The sequence below is a fragment of the Fretibacterium fastidiosum genome (genome assembly GCF_964642095.1).
GTDB lineage: Bacteria > Synergistota > Synergistia > Synergistales > Aminobacteriaceae > Fretibacterium > Fretibacterium fastidiosum.
On sequence record NZ_OZ209244.1, the window covers coordinates 2,349,579 to 2,376,466 of the forward strand.

Genomic DNA, 26,888 nt, shown 5'->3' on the forward strand with positions numbered 1-26,888 from the left:
TCAGGCCCTCCCCCGCGCTTTTTACCGTTCAGCGGAGCGGCTATTTGCCGCCCGTCATCATCAAGGCAAAGACCTTGGCGTTGTTGACGATGTACGGAATCTCCGTGAACTCGTCCGGCTGGTGAGCAACACCCGCGCACTCCTGGGCCCAGACGGCCGCGGGAATGCCGTTGCGGCGGAACACGGCGGCGAAGGTGCCGCCCCCGATGCCCCCCGTCTTCGGCTTCAGGTGCAGGACCTCCTGAACCGCCCCGGAGACCAGGCGGACGATGTCGCTCGACTCGTCCGTCGGCTTGGCCGCGTCGCTGCGGTTGACGTTGAGCTCGATCCTGGCGCCGGTCCGGGCCTCCACGTCCCTGCGCACCTTCTCCACCACCTCAAAGGCCCGGTCCAGGTCCACCGACGGCAGGACGCGGCAGTCGAACTCGAACTCTTCGCGCCCCGGCACGGTGTTCGTGTTGGGCACGTTGGCGAAGCGGCGCGTGGGCTCAAAGGTGGATACGGGCGGATCGAATCGGGCGTCCTCCTCCGGGAAGGCCTTGTGCAGGGCCTCATCGACCTCCACCGCCAAAAGGTTGGCCACGCGGCAGGCGTTCAGCCCCTTGTCGGGGATCGCGGCGTGGGTCTGGTGTCCCAGCACCGTAAAGCTCAGTTTCCATCCCGCCTTCTCCGCGATTTCAATGAAGTCCCCCGCATCGTTGCCGCTGTCCGGCGCGATGACGAGGTCGTCCTCGCGGAACAGGTCCCCGCGCTCGAACAGCGGGATCAGGCCGTGGTGGCTCCCCATCTCCTCGTCGCAGACGAAGGCGAGGTACACCGTGTACTCCGGCTCCACGCCGGCGTTGACCAGGGCCTTCAGCGCGAAGAGCGACGCGATGAGCGCCATCCCGTTGTCGCTGACGCCGCGGCCGTAGAGGCGCGAACCCCGGACCTCCGGCTTGAAGGGGTCCAGGGACCAGACGGCGCGGTCCCCCTCCGGCACGATGTCCATGTGCGAGAGGATGCAGAGGCGGCGCTTCTGCCGTCCCGGCCACTCCAGGAAGAGGGAAGGGCGGTTGCCCGTGGGCGACTTGGGGTCGTCCACGAACTCCCACTGGACCTTCCCCAGCCCCAGCTCCGCGACCAGCTTCTCGATTTCCTTCGCCTTGGCCTCCTCACCCGTCCCCCCGTTGTGGGGGGAGACGGCGGGGATCCGACAGATGCGGCTCAGGGCCGCAACCATGTCGTCCCTGAGCCGCTCGACTTCCGTTAGAACCTTGTCGTTCACCAGAAAGCTCCTCCAAAAAGACGCCTACAGGAAGAGCCCGCGCAGCTCCACCACGTCGGCGACGCGCTGGATGGCGGCCATGGTGGCCGCGCGGCGCATCGTGACCTTCTTGGCCTCCGCGTAATCCCACACGCGCTTGAAGTTGTCCTTCATGATGTGGATCAGGCGGGTGTTGTACTCGTCGGCGGTCCAGAAGAAGCCCTGAAGGTTCTGCGCCCACTCGAAGTAGGAGCCGATGACGCCGCCCGAGTTGGCCAGGAAGTCAGGCACCAGCTTCACGCCCGCGTCCGCCATGATCTTGTCGCCCTCCGGCGTGGTGGGGCCGTTCGCGCCCTCGACGACGTACTTCGCCAAGACCTTGCCCGCCGTGTCCTTGTTGATGACGCCGTCGCGCGCGCAGGGGAACAGGAAGTCGCACTTGGTGAACAGGACCTCGTCGACCTTCTCGCAGTTCCCGACCTTCTCGAATCCGTTCAGGAGCTTCTTGGGGTCCTTGTCCTTCACCTCGAAGGCCTTCTCGATGTCGATGCCCTTTTCGGAGTAGTAGGAGCCCGTGATGTCGCTGATGCCGACGACCTTGACGCCGTTCTCCTGCAGCGTCTTGGCCGTGTAGCTGCCCACGTTGCCGAAGCCCTGAATGGAGGCGGTCATCTTCGCGGGGTCCTTGCCCAGCGCCTTCATGAACTCGAGCCCGCAGGTCGCGACGCCGCGGCCCGTGGCCTCGTTGCGCCCCTTGGAGCCCCAATAGGAGATGGGTTTGCCCGTCAGGATGCCCGGCTCCAGCTGGCCGTGCATCTTGCTGATGGTGTCCAGGATCCACACCATCTCAGGGCCGCCCGTGTTCATGTCGGGGGCGGGCACGTCCGTCCAGGAGCCGATGATGGGGGCGATGCGCGCGGCGAAGGTGCGGGTCATGCGCTCCTTCTCCTTCTTCGACATCTCGAGCGGGTCGCAGCAGATGCCGCCCTTGCCGCCGCCGTAGGGGATGCCCGCCAGGGAGCACTTCCACGTCATGAGCATGGAAAGCGCCTCGCACTCGTCGATGTCCACCGCGGGATCGTAACGAAGGCCGCCCTTCGCAGGCCCCAGGGCCGTGGAGTGCTGCACGCGATAGCCCTTAAAAACCTTCACGGAGCCGTCATCCATCTCGGTGGGCACGGAAACCTCAAGCCTGCGCTCCGCATGGCTCAGGATGGAGATCAGCTTCTCGCTGAGCCCCATCTCGTCCGCCGCGCCGTAAAACTCCTGAAGCGCCGTATCCAGCAGTACGTTTTCAGCCTTTCTTCTCTCAGCCATTACGTCATGCACCTCCACAATATTTTGAGCTCCCATCGCTGGGAAAGATTAAAGATAGATAAAGAACGAACACCGCGACGGCCCCTGAGCGAAGCAACCTCGCAACGTGTCTAAAGGATATCACAAAAAAGAGAAAAGCGTGCGGAAATTGCGTTTTTACACGTCAAATTCCCCGTCGTTTTCCCCCTCATCCTCCCCTTCCTCCTCGACGCCTGAGGGCTGCGCGGCCTCGAAGAGCGCTTCCCCCTCCTCCGTCAGAATCGTCACCTTCCGCTCCGCCCTCTGGAGCAGCTTCTCGCTCTTTTTGACGAGGGCCACCCCCTCTTCAAAAACCGCCAGCGCCTCGTCCATCGACATCGGCTCGGACTCCAGGCGTTTTGCGATCTCATCCAGACGCGCCAGATTTTCTGCGAACGGCATATCTTTCCCTCCTGCAAGGTCAAACGAAATTATGGTTGGCCGCGTGTTATTGTAGCAGGTCGCGGCACAAAAAACCGGCTGACCGCTCACGGGCGACTTCACCTTCCGCGCTTCGACTTGCGTGCGGCGCGGGGCCTTTCAGAATTTTTCCGGACGTCCATGCCTTTTCTAAGAAAGTTGTGATAAAATTCTAGAGTTAATTTCGAGGATCGTTCGGCGGAGCGGGGAGATAACAGGAAGCGTTCTTCCTTCCCCTACGCCCGATGCAGGGAGGAAATGATCATGGCAAAGTTCTGTCAGTGCTGCGGGCGCGGGCCCGCTTCGGGAAACGCGGTGAGCCACTCGAACCGGCACACCCGTCGTCGTTGGCTCGTCAACCTTCAGAGCGTGCGCATCGACGCGGGCGACGGCACGACGTTCAAGGTGCGGGTCTGCACCAAATGCCTGAGGTCCGGCTTCGTCCGGAGGGCAATGGCCGCGGCGCCGGCCGAGGCGTAAGCGAATGGGGGCTCCCGGTGGAGCCCTTTTTTTGTGCGCGGTTCACGCAGCGGCCGGCCGCGCTCCCTTCCCCGCCGAAGCCTGGGGCAGAATTTGGGGGCGATCCTGCCGGACCGCCCCCAACCCCGCGTCCACCGTCCGCTACGCCTTGACGTCCAGCGCACCGCCAAGCCCCATGGACTTGAGAAGCTGCGCCATCATGTCCTTCTGGGCCTCCATGACGTTCTTCAGCATGGAGGTCTGGACCGCCTGAGCCGTCCGCGCCGAGGCCATCTCCATGGAATACCGCGCGACATCAGCCGTGATGTCCACCATCGCTCACCCCCTTCGTCAGCGCCCTGTCCGCGTCGTTTGGCCAGAGCCGCTTTGCTTTATGATAGCACATCAAAGACCGCAGCGCGGGCGAAATGAAAGCGTTTGAGCCGATCGAGCGGTGGCCTGTCCGCCGAACCCGAAAGGAGGGGGCGAGAGGGCATGGACGAAAGGGGCGGACTCCTGCTGATCCAGCAGAAGGACTATGAGCAGGCGGGCATCGACGCGGCGGTGCGGCGGGCCTGCGACCACTTCGGTGGCGCATTGAGCCCCGTGAAGCCCGGAGACCGCGTGCTCCTGAAGGTGAACCTGGTGGGCGGGCACGCGCCGGAGCGCCGCGCCACGACGGACCCCTCCGTCGTCCGCGCCGTCGCCCGCCTGCTGCTGGACTGCGGCGCAAGGCCCTTCATCGCGGACAGCCCCGGCATTGACGCCTTCCATGTGGCCGCGGAACGGGCCGGCTTCGCGGGCGTCGCGCGGGAACTGGGAATCCCCTGTCTGGAGCTGACGGACCCCGTGCCCCTGAAGGTCTCCGAGGGCTCCCTCTTTCGGAAGATCGAGGTGAGCCGCCTGGTCCTCGAGGCCGACGCCGTCGTCAACCTCCCCAAGATGAAGACCCACGGACAGATGCTCCTCACCCTCGGCGTCAAGAACCTGTTCGGCTGCGTCGTGGGACGCGCCAAGGCCGCCTGGCACTACGACGTGGGCTTCGACCGGGACCGCTTCGCGTCCCTCCTCCTGGAGATCGCGGGGGCCGTAGCCCCCTGTCTGACGATCCTCGACGGCGTCGTGGGGATGGACGGAGAGGGCCCCACCAGCGGACACCCCAACCCATGGGGCGTCGTGGCAGCCGCCCGCGACCCGCTCCTCATGGACCTGTGGCTCTGCCGCATGATGGGCGTCCGCCTCGACGACTTCCCCCTGTACCGCGCCGCCAGGCAGCGGCGCCTTCCTCAGTGTGCTCTGGACGACGCGGACGTCGCAGGCGACCTTCCGCCGGACCACGCCTTCAGCGTCAGGCTCCCCGATCAGGGTAGCCTGCGCTTCCTGCCCCACTTGCCCTTTTTGGAGCGGGCCATGATGTCCCGTCCCATCCAGATCGCGGAGCGCTGCATCGGCTGTGGGCGATGCGCGGAGGTCTGCCCCGCGGACGCACTGACCCTCCGCGGCAGAACGCTCCGGTTCGACTACGACAAGTGCATCCGCTGCTACTGCTGCCACGAGATGTGCCCCGTCCGTGCCATCGCGTTTCGAGAGAGCCCCCTCGTCCGCTTCAGTCGACAGATCGAGAGGCTGGCCGGGTGGTTTCGGTGAAAGCCGATTTGCTCAAAGGAGCCCCTTGTGATAGAATGCCTGAATTGAATATATTATCGAGAGCACGGGGAGAGAGTCAGCTCGACGATCCTGCGCCAACCTGTTCGACACGTCGTTCAAGGTGGTCCTGCTGACAGCGATAAGTGGAGCTTTGTCGTTTTTTGAGGAGACGCCGCCCATGGTCGCAGGGGCGGCGTCTCCCTTTTGCCGGAGGCGCCGGACCGTGCCGCAGCCGCGCTGCGGCAAATGAAAGGAGTTGCCGCTACCGTGAAGAAGCTTTTAGACATCCCGACGCCGAGTTATACCTTTGAGATCTTTCCCCCCAAGGGCTCCATGAGCCTTGAGGGGACCTACGCCACCATCGACAACCTGGCGAGCCTCGGCCCGGACCTCATCAGCGTCACCTACGGCGCGGGCGGGACCAGCCGCGACAACACGGTGAAGATCGCCTCGGGCATCCAGAACAAGTACAGCATCATGGGCGTGGCGCACCTGACCTGCGTCGGAGCCACGCGGGCGAACATCGGGGAGATTCTGGACGAGCTCAAGGCCGCGGGCGTCCGAAACGTCCTGGCCCTGCGCGGCGACCTGAAGGACGAGAAGGACCTGGGCGAGTTCCACCACGCCTCGGAGCTCGTTGCCTTCATCAACGAACGGGGCCGCGAGTTCGACCTGTTCGCCGCCTGCTACCCGGAGAAGCACCTGGAGGCCCCCAGCATGGGGACGGACCTGCACCACCTGAAGGAGAAGTGCGACCTCGGCGTGAAGGCCCTCGTCTCGCAGCTGTTCTTCGACAACGACACGTTCTTCTCCTTCCGGGACAAGGCCCGCGCCATCGGCATCAAGCAGCCCATCATCGCCGGCATCATGCCCATCACCTCCCCCCACCAGATCGAGAAGATGATCACCATGTGCGGCGCCAGCGTGCCCGCGCGCGTGCAGCGCTTCGTCGATGCCTACGGGCACAACTCGGGGGCCATCAAGGAGGCAGGCATCGCCTACGCCACGGACCAGATCATCGACCTCCTGGCCCGCGGGGTGGAGGGCATCCACCTCTACACCATGAACCAGGCGGACGTCGTGCGCCGCATCGACGAGAACATCCGCGCCATCCTCTACTCCATGAGGGTCAAGAGGTCCTGAATGGACCCCACGCAGACCATGATCGACGACGCGCTGCGCTTCATGCGCGTCCCGTCCCACCAGCGCAGCGGAGAGCTCTCCCTGCAGGTGAGGCGGACCTTCGAGGAGCTCGAAGGCGTCGTGCAGCCCCGGAGTGTCTCCCGTCGCTTCCCCTCAGAGGTCCTCGCGGACGGCCGGGGCGTCGTCGTCGCGGGCTTCACCATTCAGAGCCGGGACCTGGCCAGACTCCTGGCCCACTCCAGCGAGTGCTGCCTCATGGCGGTGACGCTGGGCAGCGAGGTGGACCGCGCCATCCTGAGGGCGCAGGCGCGGGACATGCTGGGCGGCCTCATGCTGGACGCCTGCGCCTCCGTGCGGGCGGACGCCCTCTGTGACGAGGAGGAGAGGAAGGTCGCTGAGACCCTGAGGGAAGGGGAACACCTCACCATGCGCTTCAGCCCCGGCTACGGCGACGCCCCCCTGCAGGCCTCGGCAGACGTCATCGCGGCCCTGGACGCGACGCGGCGCATCGGCCTCGCCATGACGAAGCGCTTCATGATGACGCCCGTCAAATCCGTCACCGCCATCATCGGCGTGTCGCTTCAGGACACGGACCGGACGCGCGGCTGCAGGACCTGCGCCGGGCGGGAGACGTGCCCCTACAGAAAGAGAGGAGAAGGCTGTGGACTTTGACCTTGGAAAGCTGAGGACGAGGGGGCCGCGCCCCAGGGAGCTGGGGCGGGACGTCCTGTTCTTCGACGGGGGCATGGGCACCATGCTTCAGGCGCGGGGGCTGAAGCTGCGCGAGCTGCCGGAGTCCCTGAACCTCACCCACCCCGACCTGATCCGGGATATCCATCGGGAGTACGCCGCTGCAGGCGCCGACTTCATCACCACGAACACCTTCGGCGCCAACCCCTTCAAGCTGGAACGGGCGGGGCTCTCCGTGGACGCGGTGGTCCCCGCCGCGGTGCGGCTGGCGCGGGAGGCGGCCGGGGGGACGGGAGCGCTCACCGCACTCGACATCGGCCCCACGGGGCGCGTGATGGCGCCCCTGGGGGACGCCTCCTTCGACGACGTCTACGACGCGGTGGCCGCTCAAGTGCGCGCCGGCCGCGACGGGAGCGACGTCGTGCTGCTCGAGACCTTCACCGACCTGCGCGAGCTCCGGACGGCCCTCCTTGCCGTGAAGGAGAACTGCAGCCTGCCCATCCTGGCCACCATGAGCTTTGAGGAGGGCGGGCGCACGTTCTTCGGCGCCACGGTCGCGTCCATGGTCATGACGCTCGAGGGCCTGGGCGTCGCCGCCCTGGGGGTGAACTGCTCCCTGGGGCCGGCACAGCTCATCCCCATCGTCCAGGAGGTCTGCGCGCTGGCCCACGCGCCCGTCATGGTGCAGCCCAACGCGGGCCTGCCCGTGATGCACGACGGAGCCTCCTTCTACGACGTGACGCCGGACGAGTTCGCAGAGGCCGCCGTCCGGTTCGCGGAGATGGGCTGCGCGGTCCTGGGGGGGTGCTGCGGGACGACGCCGGCACACATCGCGAAGGTGGCCGCCGCCGTGCGCGCCGCACGGCAGGAGGTCGCGCCCCGCTCCGTCCCCGACAGGACCTGCATCTGCACGCCGGGCGTCGCCGTCTCCTTCGGCACGGACTTCGTCATCATCGGCGAGCGCCTGAACCCCACGGGGAAGAAGGCCCTCCAGGCCGCCATCCGTGCGGGGGACATGGACTACGTGCTGAAGGAAGCGTTGAAGCAGCAGGACCAGGGGAGCCACGTGCTGGACGTCAACATGGGGCTCCCCGACGTGGACGAGCCGGCCATGCTGCGGCGGGCCGTCGAGGAGATTCAGGCGGTGATCGACCTTCCGCTGCAGCTGGACTCCCCGAACCCGGCGGCGCTTGAGGCCGGCGCCCGCGCCTACAACGGCAAGCCCCTCCTGAACTCCGTCAACGGCAAGGAGAAGAGCCTGGAGACGGTGCTGCCCATCGCCAGGAAGTACGGTGCCTGCGTCCTGGGGCTGGCCCTCAACGACGACGGGATCCCCGGACCTGCGGAGGACCGTCTGGCCGTGGCCCGCCGCATCGTTCGGGAGGCGGAACGGCTGGGCATCCCCCGACGCGACGTCCTGATCGACTGCCTGACCCTCACGGCCTCCGCGCAGCAGGACCTGGTTCGGGAGACGCTCCGCGCCGTGCGGATGGTGAAGGAAGAGCTGGGCGTCTCCACCGTGCTGGGACTCAGCAACGTCTCCTTCGGCCTGCCGCGCCGGCCGCTGATCAACCGGACGATGTTCGCCGCGGCACTGATGCAGGGCCTTGACGCCGCCATCATCAACCCCGGCGACCAGGGCATGAGGGAGACGCTGGCCGCCTGGCGCCTGCTCAGCGGCATCGACCGGGAGGCTCACGACTACATCGCCTACTGTCAGGCGCACCCGGAGCCGACCGCTGCGCCTTCGGCGCCCGTCCCGACGGGTGGAGCCGGGGTCTCCCCCGCCGCCGCGGGGGGGCTGGACGAGGCCATCGTCCGGGGGCTGAAGGACGAGGCCGCCGCGGAGACGGACAAGCTCCTCCGGGACCTGGCCCCCCTGGAGATCGTGGAGAAGCACATCGTTCCGGCCCTCGACTCCGTGGGGCGGGAGTACGAGGCGAAGCGCCTGTTCCTGCCGCAGCTGATCAAGTCCGCCGACGCCGCCAAGGCCGCCTTTGAGCGCCTGAAGGCCGCTCTGGCCTCCTCCCCTCAAAAGGACGTGGAAACGGCGCTGGGGCCCATCGTCCTCTGCACGGTGTACGGCGACGTACACGACATCGGCAAGAACATCGTCAAGGTCATTCTGGAGAACTACAACTTCAAGGTGGTTGACCTGGGCAAGGACGTGCCGCCGGAGCAGGTCGTCGCCGCGGTTCGGGAGAGCGGCGCGCGCGTCGTGGGGCTCAGCGCCCTGATGACGACTACCGTCGCCAGCATGAAGGACACGATCGAGCGCGTCCGCTCGGAGTGCCCCGGCGTGAAGGTGCTGGTGGGCGGCGCGGTGCTGACACCGGACCTGGCGCGGTTCACGGGGGCGGACTTCTACGCACGCGACGCCATGGAGAGCGTTCGGATCGCCTCGGAGGTCCTGAAGGACGCAGGGGCGTGAACCTGGAGAAAAAACGGCCGAAGATTGGGCATAACGAGTATAATTAAGGAAGCGCTGATTAATCTTCAAAAGTTGTTGAAAGCAATCAAGGAGCATCGAACAAAGGATATCCTTCAGCGCTTCCCTAAAATTTTAAAATGGGGCTACGGCCCCCCACTTCGGGGAGCCTTTCGGCAGCCATTCGCTGGCGCTCACGGGCCGTCAGTCCCAATCCCCACGCGCTTCGCGCGGCCTGATGAAGTTTCAGGCACTGAAGGGAGCCCATACGGTTGACAGTTCTCAACAACTTAATCAGTATTTCCTTAATGACGTTTTGCTTCCGGGGTCCTGGGCGTCCTGAACGCCGGAGGCCGGGGACCACGGACACTTTTTAAGGAGGCGATCGACGTGCGCCGACTCACGCAGAGGGCCGCCCTCCGGGGCGCGACGGCAGCGGCGGCAATCGTCGCTCTGGGGACGCTCCTGTTCAGGGGGCTTGCGCTGCCCTGGAGCGAGGAAGGGGCTCTCTTCGCCGTCTACGGCGCCGGGGTGGGCTTCGCCCTGGCCATCCTCGGCAGCATGGGGCTCCTGTGGCTCTGGGATCGGAAGAAGCGCCGCGGAGGCGGCCTTTGAGGGAGGGTTTGCCGTCATGTCCATGAGGTCGTCGCCGCGCCGGTTCTTCCTCGCCGCAGCTGCTGTCTGCATCGCACTCACGGCCCTGGTCGCGCGGCGCCTGGGGAGCTTCCTGTCCGCCTATCCGATGTGGCTCCTCTGCTGCAGCGTCTCAACGTTTCTGTTCTACGGCTTCGACAAGGCCCAAAGCAGGCGCGGAGGGTGGCGCGTGCCGGAGGCCGTGCTGCACCTCCTGTCGCTGGCCGGGGGCTTTCTGGGCGCCCTCTGCGGCAGGCAACTCTTTCGCCACAAGACCCAAAAGCCTGCCTTCCTCGTCGTCATCGTCCTCTCGGCCGCGCTGCACCTCACCTTCGCCCTCTGGCTGCTGACGCGCCGGGGCTGACCGATGGGCATCCGCATCCTGCCTTACCTTCGGGGCTCCGGCCTCTCCTCCCTGATTCGGGAGCTTCTCCCCCTGGGCAACTCCCTGCGCTTTATCGTCCCCTCCCGCAAGGACCGGGAGTGGTGGTTCCTCCGTTCCGGCCAGGGGCAGTTCGGCCCGTTGGACGAACGGGAGGACGTCCTGTGGACCTGGCAGGACCTCTACGACGACATCGCCTCGACGCCCGGTGCGCGCTCCCGCCGCCCCATCTCCCCCCCCGACCACCTCCTGATCCTGCGCTGTCTGCTTCAGGAGGCGCTTCAGGGCCGGCCGGACCTCGTGAAGCAGTGGCCGGGCGTGGGCCGCGCCGGCTTCCTCGACATCCTGTCCAACGACGTGCAGGAGCTGATGAACGAGGCCGTGCGCCCGGACCAGATGGAGACGGGGGACAGCCCCGTCGCGGCGCTGCTGCGCGACGTCTACGCGCGCTTCCTGGACTACCTGCACCGGAACGACCTCCTGGACAGCGCGGAGATCTGCACGGCCGCGTCGGAGCTCCTGGGGCAGCTGGGGGACGGATGGGGCACCGACCTGACGCTGGCGTTCACGGGCTTTCTGTCCTTCACCCACGGGCAGCTGGAGCTCGTGAAGGCGCTCGAGACACGCTGCCGGGAGATCGTCATCCTGAAGCCGGAGTCGGGGCTGGAGAACTTCTACGACGCGACGGAGCAGCTGGCCGATTACACGTGGCAGCTCGGAGCGGAGCGGTCCAGCGGGCGGATCGTGGAGACGCCGGTGGAGGAGCCCTCCCTGGAGCCGGAGGCCGTCGCCCGGACCCTGGCCCTCTGGGCTGCCGGCACGGGGCCGCTGGCAGGCGTGATGGACTTCCCCGGCTTTGCCTCCATCGGCGTCATGGCCGGGCCGGAGGGCATGGAGGACATGACGGACGCGCTGACGCGCTACGGCGTCCCCTTCTTCCCCACCCTGGGCGTGAGCATCGACCGGACGCTGCCGGGGCGCATCCTGTCCGCCATACGCCTGCTGGACGAGCAGCGCTTCCCCACCTGGGACACCATCATGCTGCTGACGCAGCCCTGCTTCGCGGGCTCCCCCTTCCCCTCGGAGCGCACTCTGAGGGCCGGCCCCAGCGGCCTCACAGGCTGGACGCGCTACTTGTCCAGGGCGAGCCAGGACGATCCGGTCAAGGCGGCAGGGGCCTCCATGCGCGCCGTGGGCCGCCTCTGCCGAGCCGTCCGGAAGGGCGGAACGCCCGCCCTCCTGATGGCGGAATTTTATCGGTTCCTGACGGCGAAGGGGCTCTGGCTGGACCGCATGGCCGACCTCTCCTGCCCGGAGCTGGACGAGGAGGTCCGGACCACCGCCTCCGCCATCGAGACGGTGCGGGAGAAGATGCTGAGCCTTCGCGAGCTGCTGCCCGACATCGGGCCCATCGGGCGCGCCGCCCTGAAGGACCGGGATGCTTTCGACTTTCTGGAGACGTGGTGCCGGGAGAGCCGCACCCGCCCTCCCATGCCCCTGTCCGGCGCCCTCCGACTCTACGCGGGACAGCCGCCCGTGCTGGCCTCCCACTCCGTCTGGGTCATGACCGGCGTGACCCAGCGGACATGGCCCGGCCGCTCCCAAAGCTCCCCCCTGCTCGACGCCTCGGAGCGCCAGCGACTGGACCGGAACGGAGCGCACATGCCCTCTCCCCAGGAGAAGGCCGTGCAGCGGGAAGCGCTCTTTCGCCGGCTGCTCCTGACGGGAGAGGACCTGACCCTGGTCTATCGTTCCCTGACAGACGACGCGGGGCACCCCATGGCCGCCTCCCCCTTCGTGTCCCGCCTGCTGGAGGACGCCCGCGGCCTGTGGACGAGGACGGAGCTCCCCGTCGTCCCCCTGGAGAGCCTGACCCAGTGCGAGGACTTCTTCCCCGACGTCGATCCCGACCCTGAGGCGTCGGTCGAACGGCGCCCTCAAAGCCTTCACGGGGGGGAGCGGAGTGCATCCGAATCCGGGCAGGAGACGCTGGCCGTCAGCGACCTCCAGGGCCTGCTGAGCTGTCCCCTGCGCTGGTGGCTGGAGCGCAGGGCGCGCCTGCACGAACGCCGCATCGAGGTCGCCACGGCCGCGGAGTGGGGCGTGCTGACGCACGCCTTCTGGGAAAGGACGTGGCGGCGGTTCGCTCAGGACCCCGAAGCGGACTTCGCCGCGCTGACCCGCGAGGAGTGGGCGAAGCTCGAGGCCGCGGACGAGCCCTACGCGGAGTATGAGCGCTTTGCGGAGGACCGGCGGCTGGCGCGCCGGATGGGGATCCTGCGCTTTCGCGCCCTCCGCCTTGGGGAGGTGCAGCAGCGCATCATCCAGCGGCTGCGGGACGCCGGCTTCAGGCACCAGGGGATATGGCTGGAGGACGATGCAAGGCTCTCCACCGCGAAGGAAGGCGTAACGTTCCACGGACGCTGTGATCGGGTGGAGCTCCTGGCGGGCCCCGACGGCCGCACCTGTGCGGTCATCACGGACTACAAGAGCCGCAGGGCCGCCATCTACGACGAGGGGGTGAAGTCCCTGCCTGCGAGGAGCTGGAACGTGGACGGACGGGACCGCTTCCGGTTCGGACTCCAGCTCTCGGCCTACGCGCTGATGTTCAAAGAACGCGATCCCGACGTCCCCTTAAAGGGCCTCTGCTTCCTGGGCATGGCGGACGGGCGGACGGCCGGCACGCTGGCGCCGGAGCTCCAGCCCCTGTTCGCGGAGGAGGCCGAAGCCCCCAAAAAGCTCCTGGCCTCCATGGAAGAGCGCATGGAGGAAGCCGACTGCGCCTTGCGCTGCGCCGCCGCGCTGCTCCTGGCGGGAGAGTTCGAGCCGTTCTACGACTCCCCGTCCTGCCGCGTCTGCGACATGAAGGGCATCTGCCGACGGGGCGAATTCCATGGCGAGGTGCTTTTGATGGAGAACGACGCAGAATCCGCAGCCCTGCCGGAGTAGTGCCGTCGGTGCAAAAAAACAAAAAAATCCCTAAAATTCCCGACTTTTAGGTGCAGCCTATGGGTTTTGTGCGGCAGGTACACTATAATTAAGAGTGAGAAGACTCGGGGCGTGGTGTTCTTACTTTGAATCCTTGCTATCTCGGCATTTTAAGGGGCTAAAGGGAAGATGGGCATTATGAAGGGCCACCGCTTCAAGAGCATAGGGTTTAAGCTGGGTCTGATGTTCTTCCTCTTCGGCGCCGTCATCATCGCGTCGATCTTCGGCATCATGCTGAGGATCGTCACCCAGATGGAAGAGGCGCTGATCGCGGATCGACTGAACGCGGACATCAACTACATCAAGGACCTGATCGGCGATGGGGACTGGAACGTCCGGCACGGCGCCATCTACCTGGGCGACACCCTGGTGGGCGACGGCACGGAGACCCTGGCCAACCTGCGCCCCTTCCTGTATCACGAGCGCAAGACGGGAACGTTCTCCTACGTGTTCATCCGCAAGGACGACGGCAACCTCTCCTACGTTGCGGGGACCCCCGCCAGAAAGGGATACATGCAGGGCCCCTACCTGCGCGTGGCGGGGAGCACGAAGGACTCGGAAGGGCGCTCCATCGTTGGCACCTACATCGACAAGCAGGTCTCGGACGTCCTGGACGCGACGGGCGTCTACTCCGGCGAGGCCAACGTGGCGGGCAGCATGATCTACTGCCGCTACGAAGTGCTGAGGAACGACGACGACCAGGTCGTCGGCTGCATCGTCGTGGGCCGCAGCATCGCGGAGCTGCAGAGCCAGGTGAACAGCGTCATTCGGACGATGGCGATCAACATCGTCCTTGCGATCCTGTTCCTGGGCTTCATCCTCTTCCTGCTCATCAACCGGTGGACCTCCACGATCGGAAGGGTCGTGGCCTATCTGAAGGTCATCGAGATGGGCGATATCCCCTCGAAGCCCCTGACCTCCCAGACGGAGGACGAGATGGAGACCCTCGTCACGGGGATCAACCTCATGGTTGACGCGCTCAGGGAGAAGGAGATGCTGAGGCTCAAGTCGGAGACCGACCAGCTCACGGGACTGGCCAACCGCTTCGGCCTGAACCGCCGCTTCGAGGAGTTCTTCGAGGACTGCTACCACAACCGGCGTCCCCTCACCGTCGGCATCCTGGACATCGACTTTTTCAAGCCCTACAACGACAACTACGGCCACCAGGCAGGCGACCGGTGCATCGTGGCGCTGGCCGACGTCCTGAAGGAGATCGAGGGGAAGGAGCGCGTCTTCTGCGCGCGGTTCGGCGGCGACGAGTTCCTCCTGATAGGCAACGGACTCGACCTGCCGGACGTCCAGCGCATCGCACAGGAGATCAGGGACGCGGTCGCAGCGCAGCACATGCCCCACGCCCACTCGAAGGTCGCAAACGTCGTGACGGTCTCGCAGGGCTACTGCTGGGGCGTCCCGCTGGAGTACAGGAAGCTGAACGACTTCATCTATGTGGCGGACAGCGCGCTGTACGAGGTGAAGCGGGGCACGAAAAACGGCTTCAGGATCGTCCACCTGACGGAGGGCTTCCAGCCGGTGGATACGGACAACGCGGAATAGCGAAACGGAACGGCAAGCAAACGAGGGGGCGGACCGCAAAGTCCGCCCCCTCGTCCCCTGTCGACGGACCGCCGCTTCGCGTCAGCCCTTCCGGCTTCGCATCAGGTAGTCCTTCACCGCGTTTTTCCCGACGGGGTACCGCTCCGCCACCGCGCCCGCGACGTCCCGCACCGTCGCCCCCTCCGCAGCCATGGCGTCCGCGCAGGCCTGCCAGCAGGCCTCACCCTGCGAGCCGTCCACTGCGCCCTCCGGACAGCCCTCGACCACGAGGACCATCTCCCCCTTCAGCCCCTCCTCCAGGCGTTTCAGGACCTCCGACAGCGTGCCCCGGACGGCCTCCTGGTGGACCTTGCTGATCTCCCGCACCAGCGCGGCGCGCCGATCGCCAAGCGCCTCCGCCATCTCCGCGATCTGGCGCTCCGCCTTGTGCGGCGAGACATAAAAGCACAGCGTCCAGGGCAGGCGCTCCAACGACTGGAGGAGCCTGCGGCGCGGCCCCGGCTTCTCCGGAGGGAAGCCCAGAAACGTGAAGGGCTGCGGCGTGAGCCCGGACAACAGCACCGCCGGCAGCACGGCCGAGGGGCCGGGCAGGACGTCCGCAGGCAGCCCTTCCTCCACGGCGTTCTTCAGCAGGATCCAGCCCGGGTCCGAGACGCCGGGCGTGCCCGCGTCGCTGATCACCGCGACGCTCTTTCCCTCCCTCAACGCCTCCATCAGGCGCGGGAGGCAGCGGTTCTCGTTGTGCAGGTGGAAGGGGACGAGGGGGGCCGCGATCTCGTAGCGGCGGAGCAGGACGGAGGACGTTCTGGTGTCCTCGCAGGCGATCAGGTCCGCCGAGCGGAGGACGCGCAGCGCGCGAAGGGTGATGTCCTCAAGGTTGCCGATGGGCGTCGGGACAAGCGTCAGAGGCATCGTGCATCGTTCCTCTCTGGTCAATTCAGCCCGGAGGGCTCATAAGCGCTCAGGAGTTCTTCCGTGTACCGCCCGTCGGCCCCCAGCACGAAGAGCGGAGGCTCCACGGTCATCCCCTCCCCGCCTCCGCGAGCGCACTCCAGAAGGAGGAGGTTCGACGGCACGCCCGGACGCGGGTGCACCAACCGCATCCTCTTGGGGGCGAGGTCGTGCGCCGACACCACAGCCATCAAGGGCGCCATGCGGTCCGTGCGGAGGACGCAGAAGAGCCGTCCTCCGCGCTTCAAGAGGCGCGCGCCGGCGGCCGCTACGTCCTGAAGCGTGCAGCAGGCGCTCTCGTCCTCCGACGCCCCGTGGCGGGCGATGGCCAGGGAGGGGAGAGGGCTCACCCTCCCACGGTCCGGCGTCTCGTAGGGAGGGTTCACCACCAGTCCGTCGAAGGATTCTCTGGGCAGCAGCGACGCATCCCGCAGGTCCCCGCAGAGGAACCTCACCCGGTCCTGAAGGCCGTTTTCAGTCCGGTTGCGCTCCGCCAGCTCCACGAGCTCCGGCTGAAGTTCGAGCCCCACCACGTGGAACGGTGGGGGGAAGCGCAGGGCCAGCATCAGGGACACGGCCCCCGACGCCGAGCCCAACTCCACGAAGCGGGGCCGCCGCGCCCGGCGGCGCACCCATGCGGCCAGCAGCACCGTGTCCATGCTGACGCGCGGCCCCGCCGCCGGCTGCCACAGGCGGAGCCGACCATAGAGGAGGTCGTCCCTCGTCGCCTCCTCCATCAGCGGTAGCTCTCCACGTCGATGCCGACGATGCGGGACAGGCCGGGCTCCACCATCGTCACCCCGTAGATGAGGTCGGCGCGCTCCATCGTCGTCCGCCGGTGCGTCATGACGATCAGCTGCAACGACCGGGAATACTCCTTCGCCAGGTCGGCGAAGCGGATGAGGTTGTACTCGTCGAGGGCCGCATCCACCTCGTCCAGCACGGCCAGCGGGACCTTCGCCACTTCGAGGGCGGCGAAGAGCTGGGCGATGGCCGTCAGGGACTGCTCGCCGCCCGAAAGCTGCGAGATGTTCTGCAGCTTCTTGCCCGGCGGCCGCGCGTAGATATCCACTCCGCGCTCCCAGATGTTCGTGCCCTCCTGAAGCGTCAGCCTGGCCTCGCCCCCGGCAAAGAGCCGCTGAAAGAGCGCGTTGAAGCGGGCGTCGATCTCCGCCATCGCGCCGACAAAGGTGGCCTCCACCTGAGCGTCCGTCTGCCGGATCAGCTCTCTCAGCTCGTCGGCGCCGCCCCGCACGTCCTCCAGCTGGTCGCCGAGGAAGTCCACCCGCTCCGTCAGGGAGGTGTCCTCGGAGAGGGCCCCCAGGTTGTACGGTCCCAGGGCCTTCAGCTCGCGCTCCAATTTGCGGAGGGAGGCGATGAGGTCACGCCCTCCCTCGACCTCCCTGGCCTCCGCTGCGTCGTAGGGGTACTTCTCGTCCCACAGCTCCATCAGCTGGCCGCGCTCCGCCCCCACCGCGGTCAGCCTCTCCTCCAGAGCCGCGATCTCCGCCTGCCGTCCCGACTCCGCCGCGTCGGCGCGGCTTGAACGGGCCCGAAGCCGTTCAAGGCGAAAATGGGCCTGTCTGAGACGCCCCCGCTCCTCCTCGAGGCGGCGGGCCAATGCCTGTTCCTCGCGGTGCAGCGTCAGGCGTTCGCGCCCGATGCCGCCAAGGAGCGTGCGCCGCTCCGCCTCCTCCCTCCTCCCGGCTTCGGCCTCCTCCGTCAGGCGTTCCACCTGGCCGGACAGGGCCGCGTACTCGCCCTCCATCCGCTCCGCGATGGCCCGCGCGCCGCGAAGCCGCTCCTCCGCGAGGGAGAGCTCCGCGCGCATGGGGGCCAGGGCGGCCTCCATCCCCTCCTCGTCCGCGATCTCGTTCAACCCGGAGAGCTCTTCCTCAAGCGCTTTCGTCCGCGCCCCTGAGGAGCGCAGGTCGGCCTTCAGCTCCTCCGCCCTGGCCGCACCCTGAGCGCGATCCGCCTCGAGGCGTTCAACGGAGGCCCGCAGTGCGGCAAGCGCCCTGGCGGAGGCTGCAGCGTCCGTCCTCAGCCGCTCCAGCTCCGCCGCCGCCCCGTCCCGCGCGGCGGACAGCTCCTGCTCCCGCGCCTCGTCCGCGCGGAGGACCCCGTCTGCCTCCTCGATGCGCCTGCGCAGCTCCTCGATGGCCTCCTGAGCCTGCGCAATCTGCTGGTTCAGGACGATGGCGCTGGCCCTTTGACGCCCCCGTCCGCCGCTGACCGTCCCCGATGGGGCGAAGACCTCGCCGTCAAGGGTGGCGATGGGGAAGCGGGCCCCCTGCTTCGCCAGGCTGCTGCCGAGGGCAAAGTCCTCCACGATGAGCAGGTCCCCCATCATGTGAAGGAGCGCAGGCTCCCAGGGGGAGCGCACCTGAATCAGGTCCATGGCCCAGCCCACGACGCCGGTCGAGGGCAGCCTGAAGCGGGCGTCGCGGTCCCTGGGCCGGCAGCGCTCAAGGGGCAGGTAGGTTGCGCGCCCCGCGCGGCGCTGCTTCAGGAGCTCGATCCCCTCCTGGGCCTCATCGAGCGTGCGGACCAGGAGCCAGAACTGCCGCCCGCCCAGGTACGCCTCAAGGGCCGGGGCGATGCCCGAAGGGCAGGAGAAGGCCTCCGCCGCCACCTCGGGACGGGAGCGCATACGGTTCAGGCGCGAGGCCGAGAGCAGGAGACGGACGGGCTCCGGATAGACGGAGGCCCCGGCGCTGTCCCTCAGGGAGTCCAAATCCCCCTCGCGGTGCGCCCGATCCCGCCTCATCTGCTGCAGCGTCGCCGCCTGCTTCTGGCAGGAGGCGTAAAGGACCGCGTGCTCGTCCGTCAGGCGCCCGTGCCTGGCGGACGCTTCCGCGACCCGACGCTCCAGCGCGGCGCCCGCCTCCGCCCGGCAGCGCTCCTCCTCCCGGAGGCGCTCCAGCTCCACTGCGCCCTCCCGATCGGAGGCGGCGAGGGCCCGCAGCTCCGCCTCCGCCCGCGAAGCGGAAAGCCGCCGCTCCGCCAGCTCATCCCGCAGGCGTTGACGGCGCTCCCTCTCACGCTCCACGCCCGCGCGGCTCTCGTCGAGCTCCCGCGCCCGCGCCTCGATCGCCTCCCGGCACCCCGCAAGCCGCCGCTCTCCTTCGGCCACGTCCCCTCTCGCAGAGTCCAGCTCCTGCCTCAGGGCGTCCCGCCGCTCCTCGTCCTTCCGCACCTCATCCAGAAGCACGGCCCGCCTCTCCAGGATGGCGCGGACGCGCGCCGCGCTCTGAAAGGCCTGACGCTGCAGCGCGTCCCTGCGCGCGGCCAGCTCCTCCATCCGCGCCGTGAAGGCCCTCTCGTCGAAGCCCTGTCCCCTCAGCGCCTCCTCGGCGCCCAGGAGGGCCCGTCGCCAGACCTCGCGCCAACGGACCTCGGAGTCCAGGCGCACGCGCAAAAGCTGTGCCTCGGAGCGCAGCGCGGCTCCGGACCGCTCCAGCTCCAGGCGCTTTGAAAAGTAGAAGTCGCGGCGAAGGACCTCCAGGTTGTCCAGGATGCCCCGGGCCTCCACGGCCACCCCGACGTCCGCGGCGATCTCAGCGCGGCGATCGTTGAGGTCCTGAATCAGGGTCTCGATCCTCCGGGCCTCGCTCAGAGCGTCGTCGAGCCGCTTCAGCGTCTCGTCCCGGCGGGCGCGGTAGCGGTCGACGCCGAACAGGAGGTCCAGCTGGCGCCGGCGCTCCCTGGGCCGCTGGTGGATGGCCGCAGAGACCTCCCCCTGGCCGATGAAGGCGAAGCCCTCCCCCGAAAGGGAGAATCGCTCCTTCACCGCGTCCAGGTCCTGAAGCAGGATCCGTTCCTCATCCAGCAGCAGCGTCCCGCCACCCTCCGCGTACTGGCGGCACAGGACGGCCCGATCCTCGCCCTTCGTCACGACGAGGCGCACCTCGGCCCCCTTCGCCGGGGGGACGGAGATGCTGCCCGAAAACAGGAGGTCGCTCTGCCGGAGGATGCGAAGGGCCGTCCCGCTGCCCTCGCCCAGAATCCACCTCAGCGCGTCCAGGATGTTGCTCTTGCCGCTCCCGTTGGGGCCGACGATGGCGGTGAATCCACCGTTGAACGTGAAGCTGCAGGGGCTGCCGAAGCTCTTGAAGCCCTTAAGGTGCAGGGACTCGATGGACAACGATGGAACTCTCCTCCCGCCGCTCAAGCTGGTGCGCCCGATGCTCCACCGCGCTCAGCGTCCCCTGAAGCTCGATGCGGTACTTGCTCCAGGCGAAGTCCGGCATTCCGGCGACGAGGATCTTCACGTCCAGCTCCCGTTCCCACATCGCGAGGTACGTATCGCGGACGTACTGCGCGACCATGGAGTTGGCCTGCAGCAGCAGGGCCTCCGCGCGGTTCGTCTGCGCTATCTTCCTCAGGAAGCGCTTGATGGACAGGGCCAGCGTGTCCTCCCGCAGCACCCAGCCGTTGTCGTTGCAGAAGGGGCACCCGCGGGTCATCACGGACCTCAGATCCGGCCTCCCGCGCTTGCGGGTCAGCTCCACCAGGCCAAGCTGCGTCATGCTGAACACGCGGGCCCTCGACCGATCCAGCTGAAAGACCTCCTCGAGGCGATCCAGCAGCTTTTTTCGGTCCTCCTCAAACTCCATGTCGATGAAATCCACCACGACGATCCCGCCGATGGACCTCAGGCGCAGCTGACGGGCCACCTCGTCCGCCGCCTCCAGGTTCGTCGCCAGCGTCGTGTGTCTCATGTCCAGGTCCCCGACGTACTTGCCGGTGTTCACGTCGATCACCGTCAGGGCCTCTGTGTGTTCGATCACGAGGTAGGCGCCCGATCGGAGCCAGACCTTGCGCTCCAGGGCCTGCTCGATCTCCGCCTCGACGCCGTAGTACTCGAAGATGGGGACGGCTCCCTCGTAGAGGGAGACCTGCGGACGGTCCGTCTTGTAGAGCGTCGCGACGTACTCGTTCACGTGCCGCATCTCCTCGGCGCTGTCGAGGATGATCTCATCGACGCTGCCGTGGACCTCGTCCCGCAACACCCGCCCCAAAAGCCCCCGGTCCTTGTACAAAAGGCAGGGGGCGGCCTGGAGCTCCGCGTCGTGCTCAATCTCGCGCCAGAGCGCCAGCAGGGACTCCACGTCCGCGGCCAGCGTCTCCTCGTCCACGCCCTCCGCGGCGGTTCGGATGATCACGCCGAAGTCGTCCCCCTTCAACTCCCTGGCGAAGTGGCGCAATCGCCTCCGCTCTTCCTCATCGACGATGCGGCGGGACACGCCGGCCTCTCCGCCGTCGGGGACCAGCACGAGGTAGCGTCCCGGCAGGGAGATGCGCGGGGTCACGCGGGCCCCCTTGTTCTTGATGGCCGTCTTCGTGACCTGCACCACGATCTCCTGGTTCTCGACCACCTTCATGCCGTGTACGTCGTTGAGGTACAAAAAGGCGTTTCGTCCCTCGCCGATGGTGACGAAGGCCGCGTTGATCCCCGGCAACACGCTTTCCACCCTGGCCTTGTAGATCTCCCCGGCTTTCTGACGGTCCCACATGCGCTCTATAAAGACGTCCGCCAGCCGCCCACCCTCGAGGATCGCGACGCGCGTCTCCTCGTCCTCGCGGGTGTCGGCGATGATCTTTCGCTCCACACAGTCTAAAGACGACATTTGTCCTCCTTAGGGATCCGAGGGCCGGCCCGCAAGGTACCGCTGCGCCGCCGGCTCTCGTAAATTTTCAGCCGCCCGAACGGGCCTGCCCTTAGGGGCAGCCGCTCAGGACCGCTCAATCGTTCTTCAGTTCAGGATCGGGGCTTTTTCGCCCTCCGCCCCCAGGACCACGGCCAGAGGGCCGATGGCCACCCTCACGACGTTCAGGTCTTGCCACCCCTCCAGGACGCCGTCCGCGATCATCTTTCGGACCCAGCCGCCGATGCCGTTTTGGGCGGGGTGGGCCAGCACGAAATCCACCCAGTCGGCGCCACCGTCTTCCTCGACGTCAACCCCGCTTGCACCCCGCAGCAGTTCGTCGCCGTAGAAGGCCTGCGCCCGCGCCAGAAGCTCCTCGGAACCGAGGGGCCCCACGCAGCGCACCCAGTAGCGGGCCGCCTGGCAGACCTTGCCCAGCGACGGCGCGCCCTCCTCAGGCAGCTCGTAGGACAGCAGGCGAAAGTCCACGGGCATCGCCGCGTTCCACCGCGCGAGGAGGTCCTCCGGCACCTCATCGAGGTACACGTCCACGAGCTCTCCGAGGGCGACGACGCCCGCCGGCAGCTCAGGCGCGAAACTCATCTTCGGGTGCGGAGAACAGCCCAGGGTCTGCGTCAGGCTGAGCCCGGCGCGCAGCGCGGAACGGGTGAAGATCGAGGCCAGCGCTACGTGAGGGACAAAACACGCAAAGTTGCGTTTCTCGTAGCGAACGCGCACGCGGACGCTCACAGCGCCGCCTCCCGGCACCCCAGGCCACAGCCCGCACAGCCGTCCCGGCAGTTCGGCGAGAGCTTCCCTTCGTAGGCACGACGCCGCTCGCGGAGCAGGAAGTCCTTTCGCACCCCAGGATGGATGTGATCCCAGGGCAGCGCCTCCGACGTGCCGCGCTCGCGCGTGAAGTCGAGGGGGTCCAGCCCGCAGTGCTCGAAGGCGTCCAGCCACCGCTGCAGGTTGAAGGTTTCGCTCCAGCCGTCGAAGCGCGCGCCCGTGCGCCAGGCCCGTTCGATGACGTCCGACGTGCGCCGGTCCCCGCGCGACAGGACGCCCTCCAGAAACGTCTGCTCCGGCTCATGGTAGCTCAGGGACAGGCTGCGGTCCCGCACGCCGGCCTTGAGGCGCCGTCCCTTCTCCCTGAGCTCCTCGATGGAGTTCTGCCTCTCCCACTGAAAGGGCGTGTGCGCCTTGGGGACGAAGCCGGCCACCGACACGCTGATGGAGGCCCTGCGCCGCCCCAGGGTCCGGCCCAGCTTCAGGGCTCCCCGCGCGAGCTCCAGGATGCCGTCCAGGTCCTCGTCGCGCTCCGTCGGGAGGCCCATCATGAAGTACAGCTTCACCCGGTCCCAGCCACGGGAGAACGTCTCCGTCAGACAGGCCCGAATGGAGTCCTCGTCCACGCCCTTGTTGATGACGTCGCGCAGCCTCTGAGTCCCTGCTTCGGGGGCGAAGGTCAGCCCTCCGCGGCGCAGCTGCTGCAGGCGCCCCGCCAGCCCGACGGAGAAGCTGTCCACCCTGAGGCTGGGGAGGCCCAGCCGCGCACGGCGCTCCAGGAGCGGCCCCGTCAGCTCGTCGATCAGCCGTTCGATCTCCGAGTAGTCGCAGGAGGCCAACGACAGGAGCCCCAGTTCGTCCCACCCCGTCCGGCGCAGGAGCGCAAGCACGGCGCTGACGACCTGGTCTAGGCTCCGCTCCCGGACCGGGCGGCAGATCATCCCGGCCTGACAGAAGCGGCACCCCCGGCTGCAGCCCCGAAAGAGCTCCAGGACCGCACGGTCGTGGACGATGTTCACCGACGGGACGACCATGGAATCGGGGATGAAGACCGAGTTGAAGTCGAGCCGAATCTGGCGCTCCGCGAGGAAGGGGGCCTCAGCGGGGGACAGGGGACGCCCCCTGTCGTCCGAGGCGTAGAGGGAGGGGACGTACACCCCCTTCACCTTCGCGCAGGCCGCAAGGCGGGCGGCGCGGTCCTGTCCTCTGGTTCCCTCCAGGACGGGGAGCAGGTCGGGGAGCACCGCCTCCCCGTCGCCGATGCAAAAGAGGTCGATGAAGGCGTGCAGGGGCTCCGGAACGAAGGCCCCGTGTCCGCCCGCAACGACGATGGGGTCCTCCCTGCGGCGGTCTTCGGCGCGGAGGGGAATGCCCGCGAGGTCCAGGATCGTGAGGACGTTCGTGTACCCCATCTCGTGCTGCAGGGTGAAGCCCACCACGTCGAAGTCCGACAGCGGCCTGCGCTGCTCGACGGACGTCAGCGGCAGCCCGCGGGCCCGCAGGAGCGCCTCCATGTCCCCCCAGGGGCAGTAGGCGCGATCCACAAGACAGCCCAGCGCGCGGATGAGGGGCGCCAGGATTTGAAACCCGTAATAGCTCATGCCGATCTCGTACACGTCGGGAAAGGCGAGACAGACCCGCAGCCCGTTCCCCTCGTCCCAGGACGGCAGGGCATAGCTGCGCCATTCGTTGCCACAGTAGCGCGACGGGCGCGACACCTGGGACAGGAGCGGCCAGTCCGGCCGCTTGAACTCGGGGAAAAGCATTCAAAAAAGACTCCTTCCAGGAGGCACGGGGGGCCGCGGGCCCTTTCCGTGCATGGCCGTCAGCGCAAGTGCGAGGCCGTTCCTTAAAAGTAGTAGGGCCGCCTCGTGCCCTCGACGTAGACGCTCCCCACGAGGCCCAGCCCCATGAACAGGGAGAGGAGGGAGCTGCCCCCGTAGCTGAGAAAGGGCAACGGCAACCCCGTCACCGGCATCAGGCCGACGCTCATGCCGATGCTCTCGAACGTCTGAAACCAAATCCACGACACGACCCCTGCCGCGATCAGCTTGGCGCGTCGGTCCCGGCTCCTGAGCCCCGCGCCGACGATGCGGCAGAACAGGACGGTGAAGAGCAGGAGGACGACGATGCCGCCCAGGAAGCCGAACTCCTCCGAGCTGACGCTGAAGATGAAGTCCGTGTGGGGCTCGGGAAGGAACCGCAGCTTGCTCTGCATCCCGAGCAGAAACCCCTTCCCCCAGAAGCCCCCCGACCCCACGGCGATGCGCGACTGGATCACGTTATATCCGGCGCCCAGCGGGTCCAGCATGGGGTCCAGGAACACCAACAGGCGCATCTTCTGGTACTCTTTCAGGCCCAGCCACAGGAAGGGGAGCATGAGGACGCCCGCTCCGCCGATGGCCAGGAAGTAGCGTATCGGAGCCCCCGCGGCGAAGATCATCCCGAAGGAGATCACGAGGTACACCAGCGCGCTGCCCGCGTCGGGCTGCATCAGGACCAGCAGCACCGCCGGCAGCATTGCGCCGACGCCTATCGCAAAGGTCCGAACCGAGAGGGGCGGATAGCGGCTGAGCACCTTCGACAGCATGAGGATCAGGGAGACCTTGGCGAACTCCGACGGCTGAAAGCGAAAGCCGCCGAGGGCCATCCAGCTGTGGGCGCCCTTCACCTTCGGCGCCAGGACGACCGTCGCCAGCAGCACGAAGAGCGTGAAGGCGTAGAGCGGATAGGCTACGTCCAGAAGGCGGTGGCAACCTATCGCGAGGATCGCGAGCATCGCCACAACGCTGAGGCCCAGGAAGCCGAACTGGCGCAGGGCAAAATCCCCCCCCCGCCCAAGGGGGCCCGCTGCAGCGCTGTAGATGCAGAGGATTCCCCAGAGGGTCAGCGTCAAGGCACAGGCCAAAAGGACCCGATCCATCGCGGCGGCGTCCTCTCTGAAGGACGAGATGCGCGGCGGCTCCATCACCCTCGTTCACCCCTCCCGCCCGGCGCGGGCGCTCAGCGGTCCCTCTCCCGCCGTCGCCCGCCCGCGGGCTTCTCGCGATGGCGCGGCTCCTCAAAGGACTCCCCGCTGCTCCCCCGCTTGATCCTCAGGACGGGGATGTTCGCCACCAGGGCGACCTCCTGCTCGTCGTGGTCCAGGTCGATTTCGATCTTGCTGAGGTCGATGTCCATGTACTTCGTCAGGACGCCGATCATCTCGTTGCGCAGTTCCTCGAGCAGCTGCGGCGAGATGTCGGTCCTGTCGTGTATCAAAACGATGCGCAGCCTGTCGCTGGCCTTTCGGCCCGACCGGTCGGCTCCACCGCCAAAGATTTTCCGTAAAAAGTCCACTGCTATCTCTCCCCTGTCCGTGACTCCATGTTCAGCCGTAACGTCCCCGTGCTTAACGCCTGAGACGGAAATTCCCTCCTCGGCAGGGACGGCACATCGACCCTCAAGGGCCCTGTGCTCCGCAGGCGTCAGTTCCCATGCGAAGCGAACGTTTTTTTGAAAACTTCGTCGTCCGTCTCCCGACCCGTCGGACCTGTGAGGGGCTTTCGGCCTTCATTTCCTGCCGAGGCAGGCCGTTCGCTCGACGCAGCGATCCTTCTGCGGGCTAACGTCGCCTAAACAGGTTCTTAAACCAGCGGAATATGCCGTGGGAAGCGTAGGCATCAAGGTCCATCAGCGGCACCTCCTGCCCCATGAGGCGTTGGGCGATGTTCAGGTAGGCCTGGGCTGCGGGGGACTCCGGGGACAGCGTCATCGGCTCGCCGTTGTTGGTGGCGCGGATGACGCACTCGTCCTCCGGGACGATTCCGATCAGCTTAATGGAGAGGACGTCCAGGATGTCCTCCTGTGCCAGCATGTCGCCATCCTGGACCATCGTGGGCCGGAGGCGGTTGATGATCAGACGGATCGGGGCCTTTCCCATGGACTCCAACATGCCGATGATGCGGTCCGCGTCCCTCACCGCCGGAATCTCCGGCGTCGTGACCACGAGGGCCTCGTCGGCCCCGGCCGCCGCGTTCTTGAACCCACCCTCGATGCCGGCGGGACAGTCCAGGAAGATGAAGTCGAAGTTCGGCCGCAGCTGGCTGCAAAGCTCTATCATCTGTTCGGGGCTCACCGCGTCCTTCGTGCGAGTCTGGGCGGCGGCCAGCAGGAACAGGTTTGGCACTCGCTTGTCCCTGATCAGGGCCTGCTTTAAGGTGCAGTTCTTTTCGATGACGTCGATGAAGTTATAGACCACCCTGTTCTCGAGGCCCATAATGACGTCCAGGTTGCGCAGCCCCACGTCCGCATCGACCGCTACGACCTTCTTGCCGAACTTGGCCAGGGCCGCCGCGATGTTCGCGGTCGAGGTCGTCTTTCCCACCCCTCCCTTTCCGGAGGTCGTGACAATAACCCGAGCTCCCAATAGAAACCCTCCATTCGCTGAAAAAGCATACGCTCATTAGGAAAGCGCTGATTGACTTTCGTAAAAATCGCTGAAAACGGTTTGCCGACCGTCCCCGATGCCAGCCTCTCCGGCCTGTGCTGCGAACTGCGCCGGCGCCATTCTAATCTCTAAGCTGCCCGAAG

The 26,888-nt window shown here is 67.0% G+C and carries 22 protein-coding genes; 9 read left to right on the forward strand and 13 right to left on the reverse strand.

All coding sequences use genetic code 11. From position 1 onward, the window contains the following. Positions 1-40 precede the first annotated feature (40 nt). From ACK28C_RS10580 to xseB, 3 genes are all read right to left on the reverse strand, one after another. Entirely contained in the window at positions 41-1,267 is a 1,227-nt protein-coding gene (locus ACK28C_RS10580; RefSeq protein ID WP_409152146.1) for a M20 family metallo-hydrolase, read from the reverse strand. A 24-nt stretch (positions 1,268-1,291) separates the two neighbouring features. Beyond that, entirely contained in the window at positions 1,292-2,563 is a 1,272-nt protein-coding gene (locus tag ACK28C_RS10585; RefSeq protein ID WP_015556634.1) for a Glu/Leu/Phe/Val dehydrogenase, read from the reverse strand. 156 nt (positions 2,564-2,719) lie between these two features. Beyond that, complete coding sequence (xseB, locus tag ACK28C_RS10590; RefSeq protein WP_015556633.1) at positions 2,720-2,983, reverse strand: exodeoxyribonuclease VII small subunit; 264 nt, start codon at positions 2,981-2,983, stop codon at positions 2,720-2,722. A gap of 282 nt (positions 2,984-3,265) precedes the next feature. On the opposite strand from xseB, the gene rpmB reads away from it, so the two are divergent. After that, on the forward strand, positions 3,266-3,481 hold the full coding sequence (rpmB, locus tag ACK28C_RS10595; protein ID WP_208873267.1) for a 50S ribosomal protein L28: 216 nt from the start codon (positions 3,266-3,268) through the stop codon (positions 3,479-3,481). Between the two features lie 141 nt (positions 3,482-3,622). Here rpmB and ACK28C_RS10600 read toward each other — a convergent pair whose 3' ends face one another. Beyond that, positions 3,623-3,796 carry a YjfB family protein gene (locus ACK28C_RS10600; protein ID WP_015556631.1) on the reverse strand — a complete coding sequence of 58 codons (174 nt, stop codon included), beginning with the start codon at positions 3,794-3,796 and terminating at the stop codon, positions 3,623-3,625. Between the two features lie 159 nt (positions 3,797-3,955). Between ACK28C_RS10600 and ACK28C_RS10605 the strand changes: the two genes are divergently transcribed. The 8 genes from ACK28C_RS10605 to ACK28C_RS10640 all read left to right on the forward strand — a co-directional run bounded on the left by ACK28C_RS10605 (position 3,956) and on the right by ACK28C_RS10640 (position 14,925). Then, a complete protein-coding gene (locus ACK28C_RS10605) occupies positions 3,956-5,107 on the forward strand; it encodes a DUF362 domain-containing protein (protein ID WP_409152147.1) in 1,152 nt (383 codons plus the stop codon). Positions 5,108-5,374: 267 nt separating this feature from the next. Next, on the forward strand, positions 5,375-6,250 hold the full coding sequence (gene metF / locus ACK28C_RS10610; RefSeq protein ID WP_243440622.1) for a methylenetetrahydrofolate reductase [NAD(P)H]: 876 nt from the start codon (positions 5,375-5,377) through the stop codon (positions 6,248-6,250). Then, positions 6,251-6,922 carry a vitamin B12 dependent-methionine synthase activation domain-containing protein gene (locus tag ACK28C_RS10615; RefSeq protein ID WP_409152148.1) on the forward strand — a complete coding sequence of 224 codons (672 nt, stop codon included), beginning with the start codon at positions 6,251-6,253 and terminating at the stop codon, positions 6,920-6,922. After that, positions 6,912-9,371, forward strand: a complete 2,460-nt coding sequence (locus tag ACK28C_RS10620; protein ID WP_409152149.1) for a homocysteine S-methyltransferase family protein — start codon at positions 6,912-6,914, stop codon at positions 9,369-9,371. Before ACK28C_RS10615 ends, ACK28C_RS10620 begins: the two co-directional genes overlap by 11 nt. A 387-nt stretch (positions 9,372-9,758) precedes the next feature. Continuing rightward, positions 9,759-9,983, forward strand: coding sequence for a hypothetical protein (locus ACK28C_RS10625; protein ID WP_208873257.1), 225 nt, complete (start codon positions 9,759-9,761; stop codon positions 9,981-9,983). 16 nt (positions 9,984-9,999) lie between these two features. Then, positions 10,000-10,365, forward strand: coding sequence for a DUF1294 domain-containing protein (locus ACK28C_RS10630; protein ID WP_015556630.1), 366 nt, complete (start codon positions 10,000-10,002; stop codon positions 10,363-10,365). 3 nt (positions 10,366-10,368) lie between these two features. Further along, positions 10,369-13,332, forward strand: a complete 2,964-nt coding sequence (locus ACK28C_RS10635; RefSeq protein WP_409152150.1) for a PD-(D/E)XK nuclease family protein — start codon at positions 10,369-10,371, stop codon at positions 13,330-13,332. 168 nt (positions 13,333-13,500) lie between these two features. Continuing rightward, a complete protein-coding gene (locus ACK28C_RS10640; protein WP_208873251.1) occupies positions 13,501-14,925 on the forward strand; it encodes a diguanylate cyclase domain-containing protein in 1,425 nt (474 codons plus the stop codon). Between the two features lie 81 nt (positions 14,926-15,006). Here ACK28C_RS10640 and rsmI read toward each other — a convergent pair whose 3' ends face one another. The 9 genes from rsmI to minD all read right to left on the reverse strand — a co-directional run bounded on the left by rsmI (position 15,007) and on the right by minD (position 26,724). Next, positions 15,007-15,837, reverse strand: coding sequence for a 16S rRNA (cytidine(1402)-2'-O)-methyltransferase (gene rsmI, locus ACK28C_RS10645; RefSeq protein ID WP_409152151.1), 831 nt, complete (start codon positions 15,835-15,837; stop codon positions 15,007-15,009). Between the two features lie 20 nt (positions 15,838-15,857). After that, positions 15,858-16,613, reverse strand: coding sequence for a tRNA1(Val) (adenine(37)-N6)-methyltransferase (locus ACK28C_RS10650; RefSeq protein ID WP_409152152.1), 756 nt, complete (start codon positions 16,611-16,613; stop codon positions 15,858-15,860). Then, on the reverse strand, positions 16,613-20,023 hold the full coding sequence (gene smc / locus ACK28C_RS10655; protein WP_409152153.1) for a chromosome segregation protein SMC: 3,411 nt from the start codon (positions 20,021-20,023) through the stop codon (positions 16,613-16,615). Before smc ends, ACK28C_RS10650 begins: the two co-directional genes overlap by 1 nt. Then, on the reverse strand, positions 19,998-21,509 hold the full coding sequence (locus ACK28C_RS10660; RefSeq protein WP_015556627.1) for an Rne/Rng family ribonuclease: 1,512 nt from the start codon (positions 21,507-21,509) through the stop codon (positions 19,998-20,000). Before ACK28C_RS10660 ends, smc begins: the two co-directional genes overlap by 26 nt. A gap of 126 nt (positions 21,510-21,635) precedes the next feature. Beyond that, on the reverse strand, positions 21,636-22,277 hold the full coding sequence (locus ACK28C_RS10665) for a TIGR03936 family radical SAM-associated protein (RefSeq protein ID WP_409152154.1): 642 nt from the start codon (positions 22,275-22,277) through the stop codon (positions 21,636-21,638). Continuing rightward, positions 22,274-24,082, reverse strand: coding sequence for a TIGR03960 family B12-binding radical SAM protein (locus tag ACK28C_RS10670; protein ID WP_409152155.1), 1,809 nt, complete (start codon positions 24,080-24,082; stop codon positions 22,274-22,276). The genes ACK28C_RS10665 and ACK28C_RS10670 overlap by 4 nt, the downstream gene beginning before the upstream one ends. 83 nt (positions 24,083-24,165) lie before the next feature. Further along, positions 24,166-25,284 (reverse strand): rod shape-determining protein RodA, encoded by a 1,119-nt coding sequence (gene rodA, locus ACK28C_RS10675; protein ID WP_409152656.1) that lies wholly within the window; start codon positions 25,282-25,284, stop codon positions 24,166-24,168. 35 nt (positions 25,285-25,319) lie between these two features. Continuing rightward, positions 25,320-25,655 (reverse strand): cell division topological specificity factor MinE, encoded by a 336-nt coding sequence (gene minE, locus ACK28C_RS10680; protein ID WP_208873245.1) that lies wholly within the window; start codon positions 25,653-25,655, stop codon positions 25,320-25,322. 265 nt (positions 25,656-25,920) lie between these two features. After that, positions 25,921-26,724, reverse strand: coding sequence for a septum site-determining protein MinD (minD, locus tag ACK28C_RS10685; protein WP_208873243.1), 804 nt, complete (start codon positions 26,722-26,724; stop codon positions 25,921-25,923). Positions 26,725-26,888 lie beyond the last annotated feature (164 nt).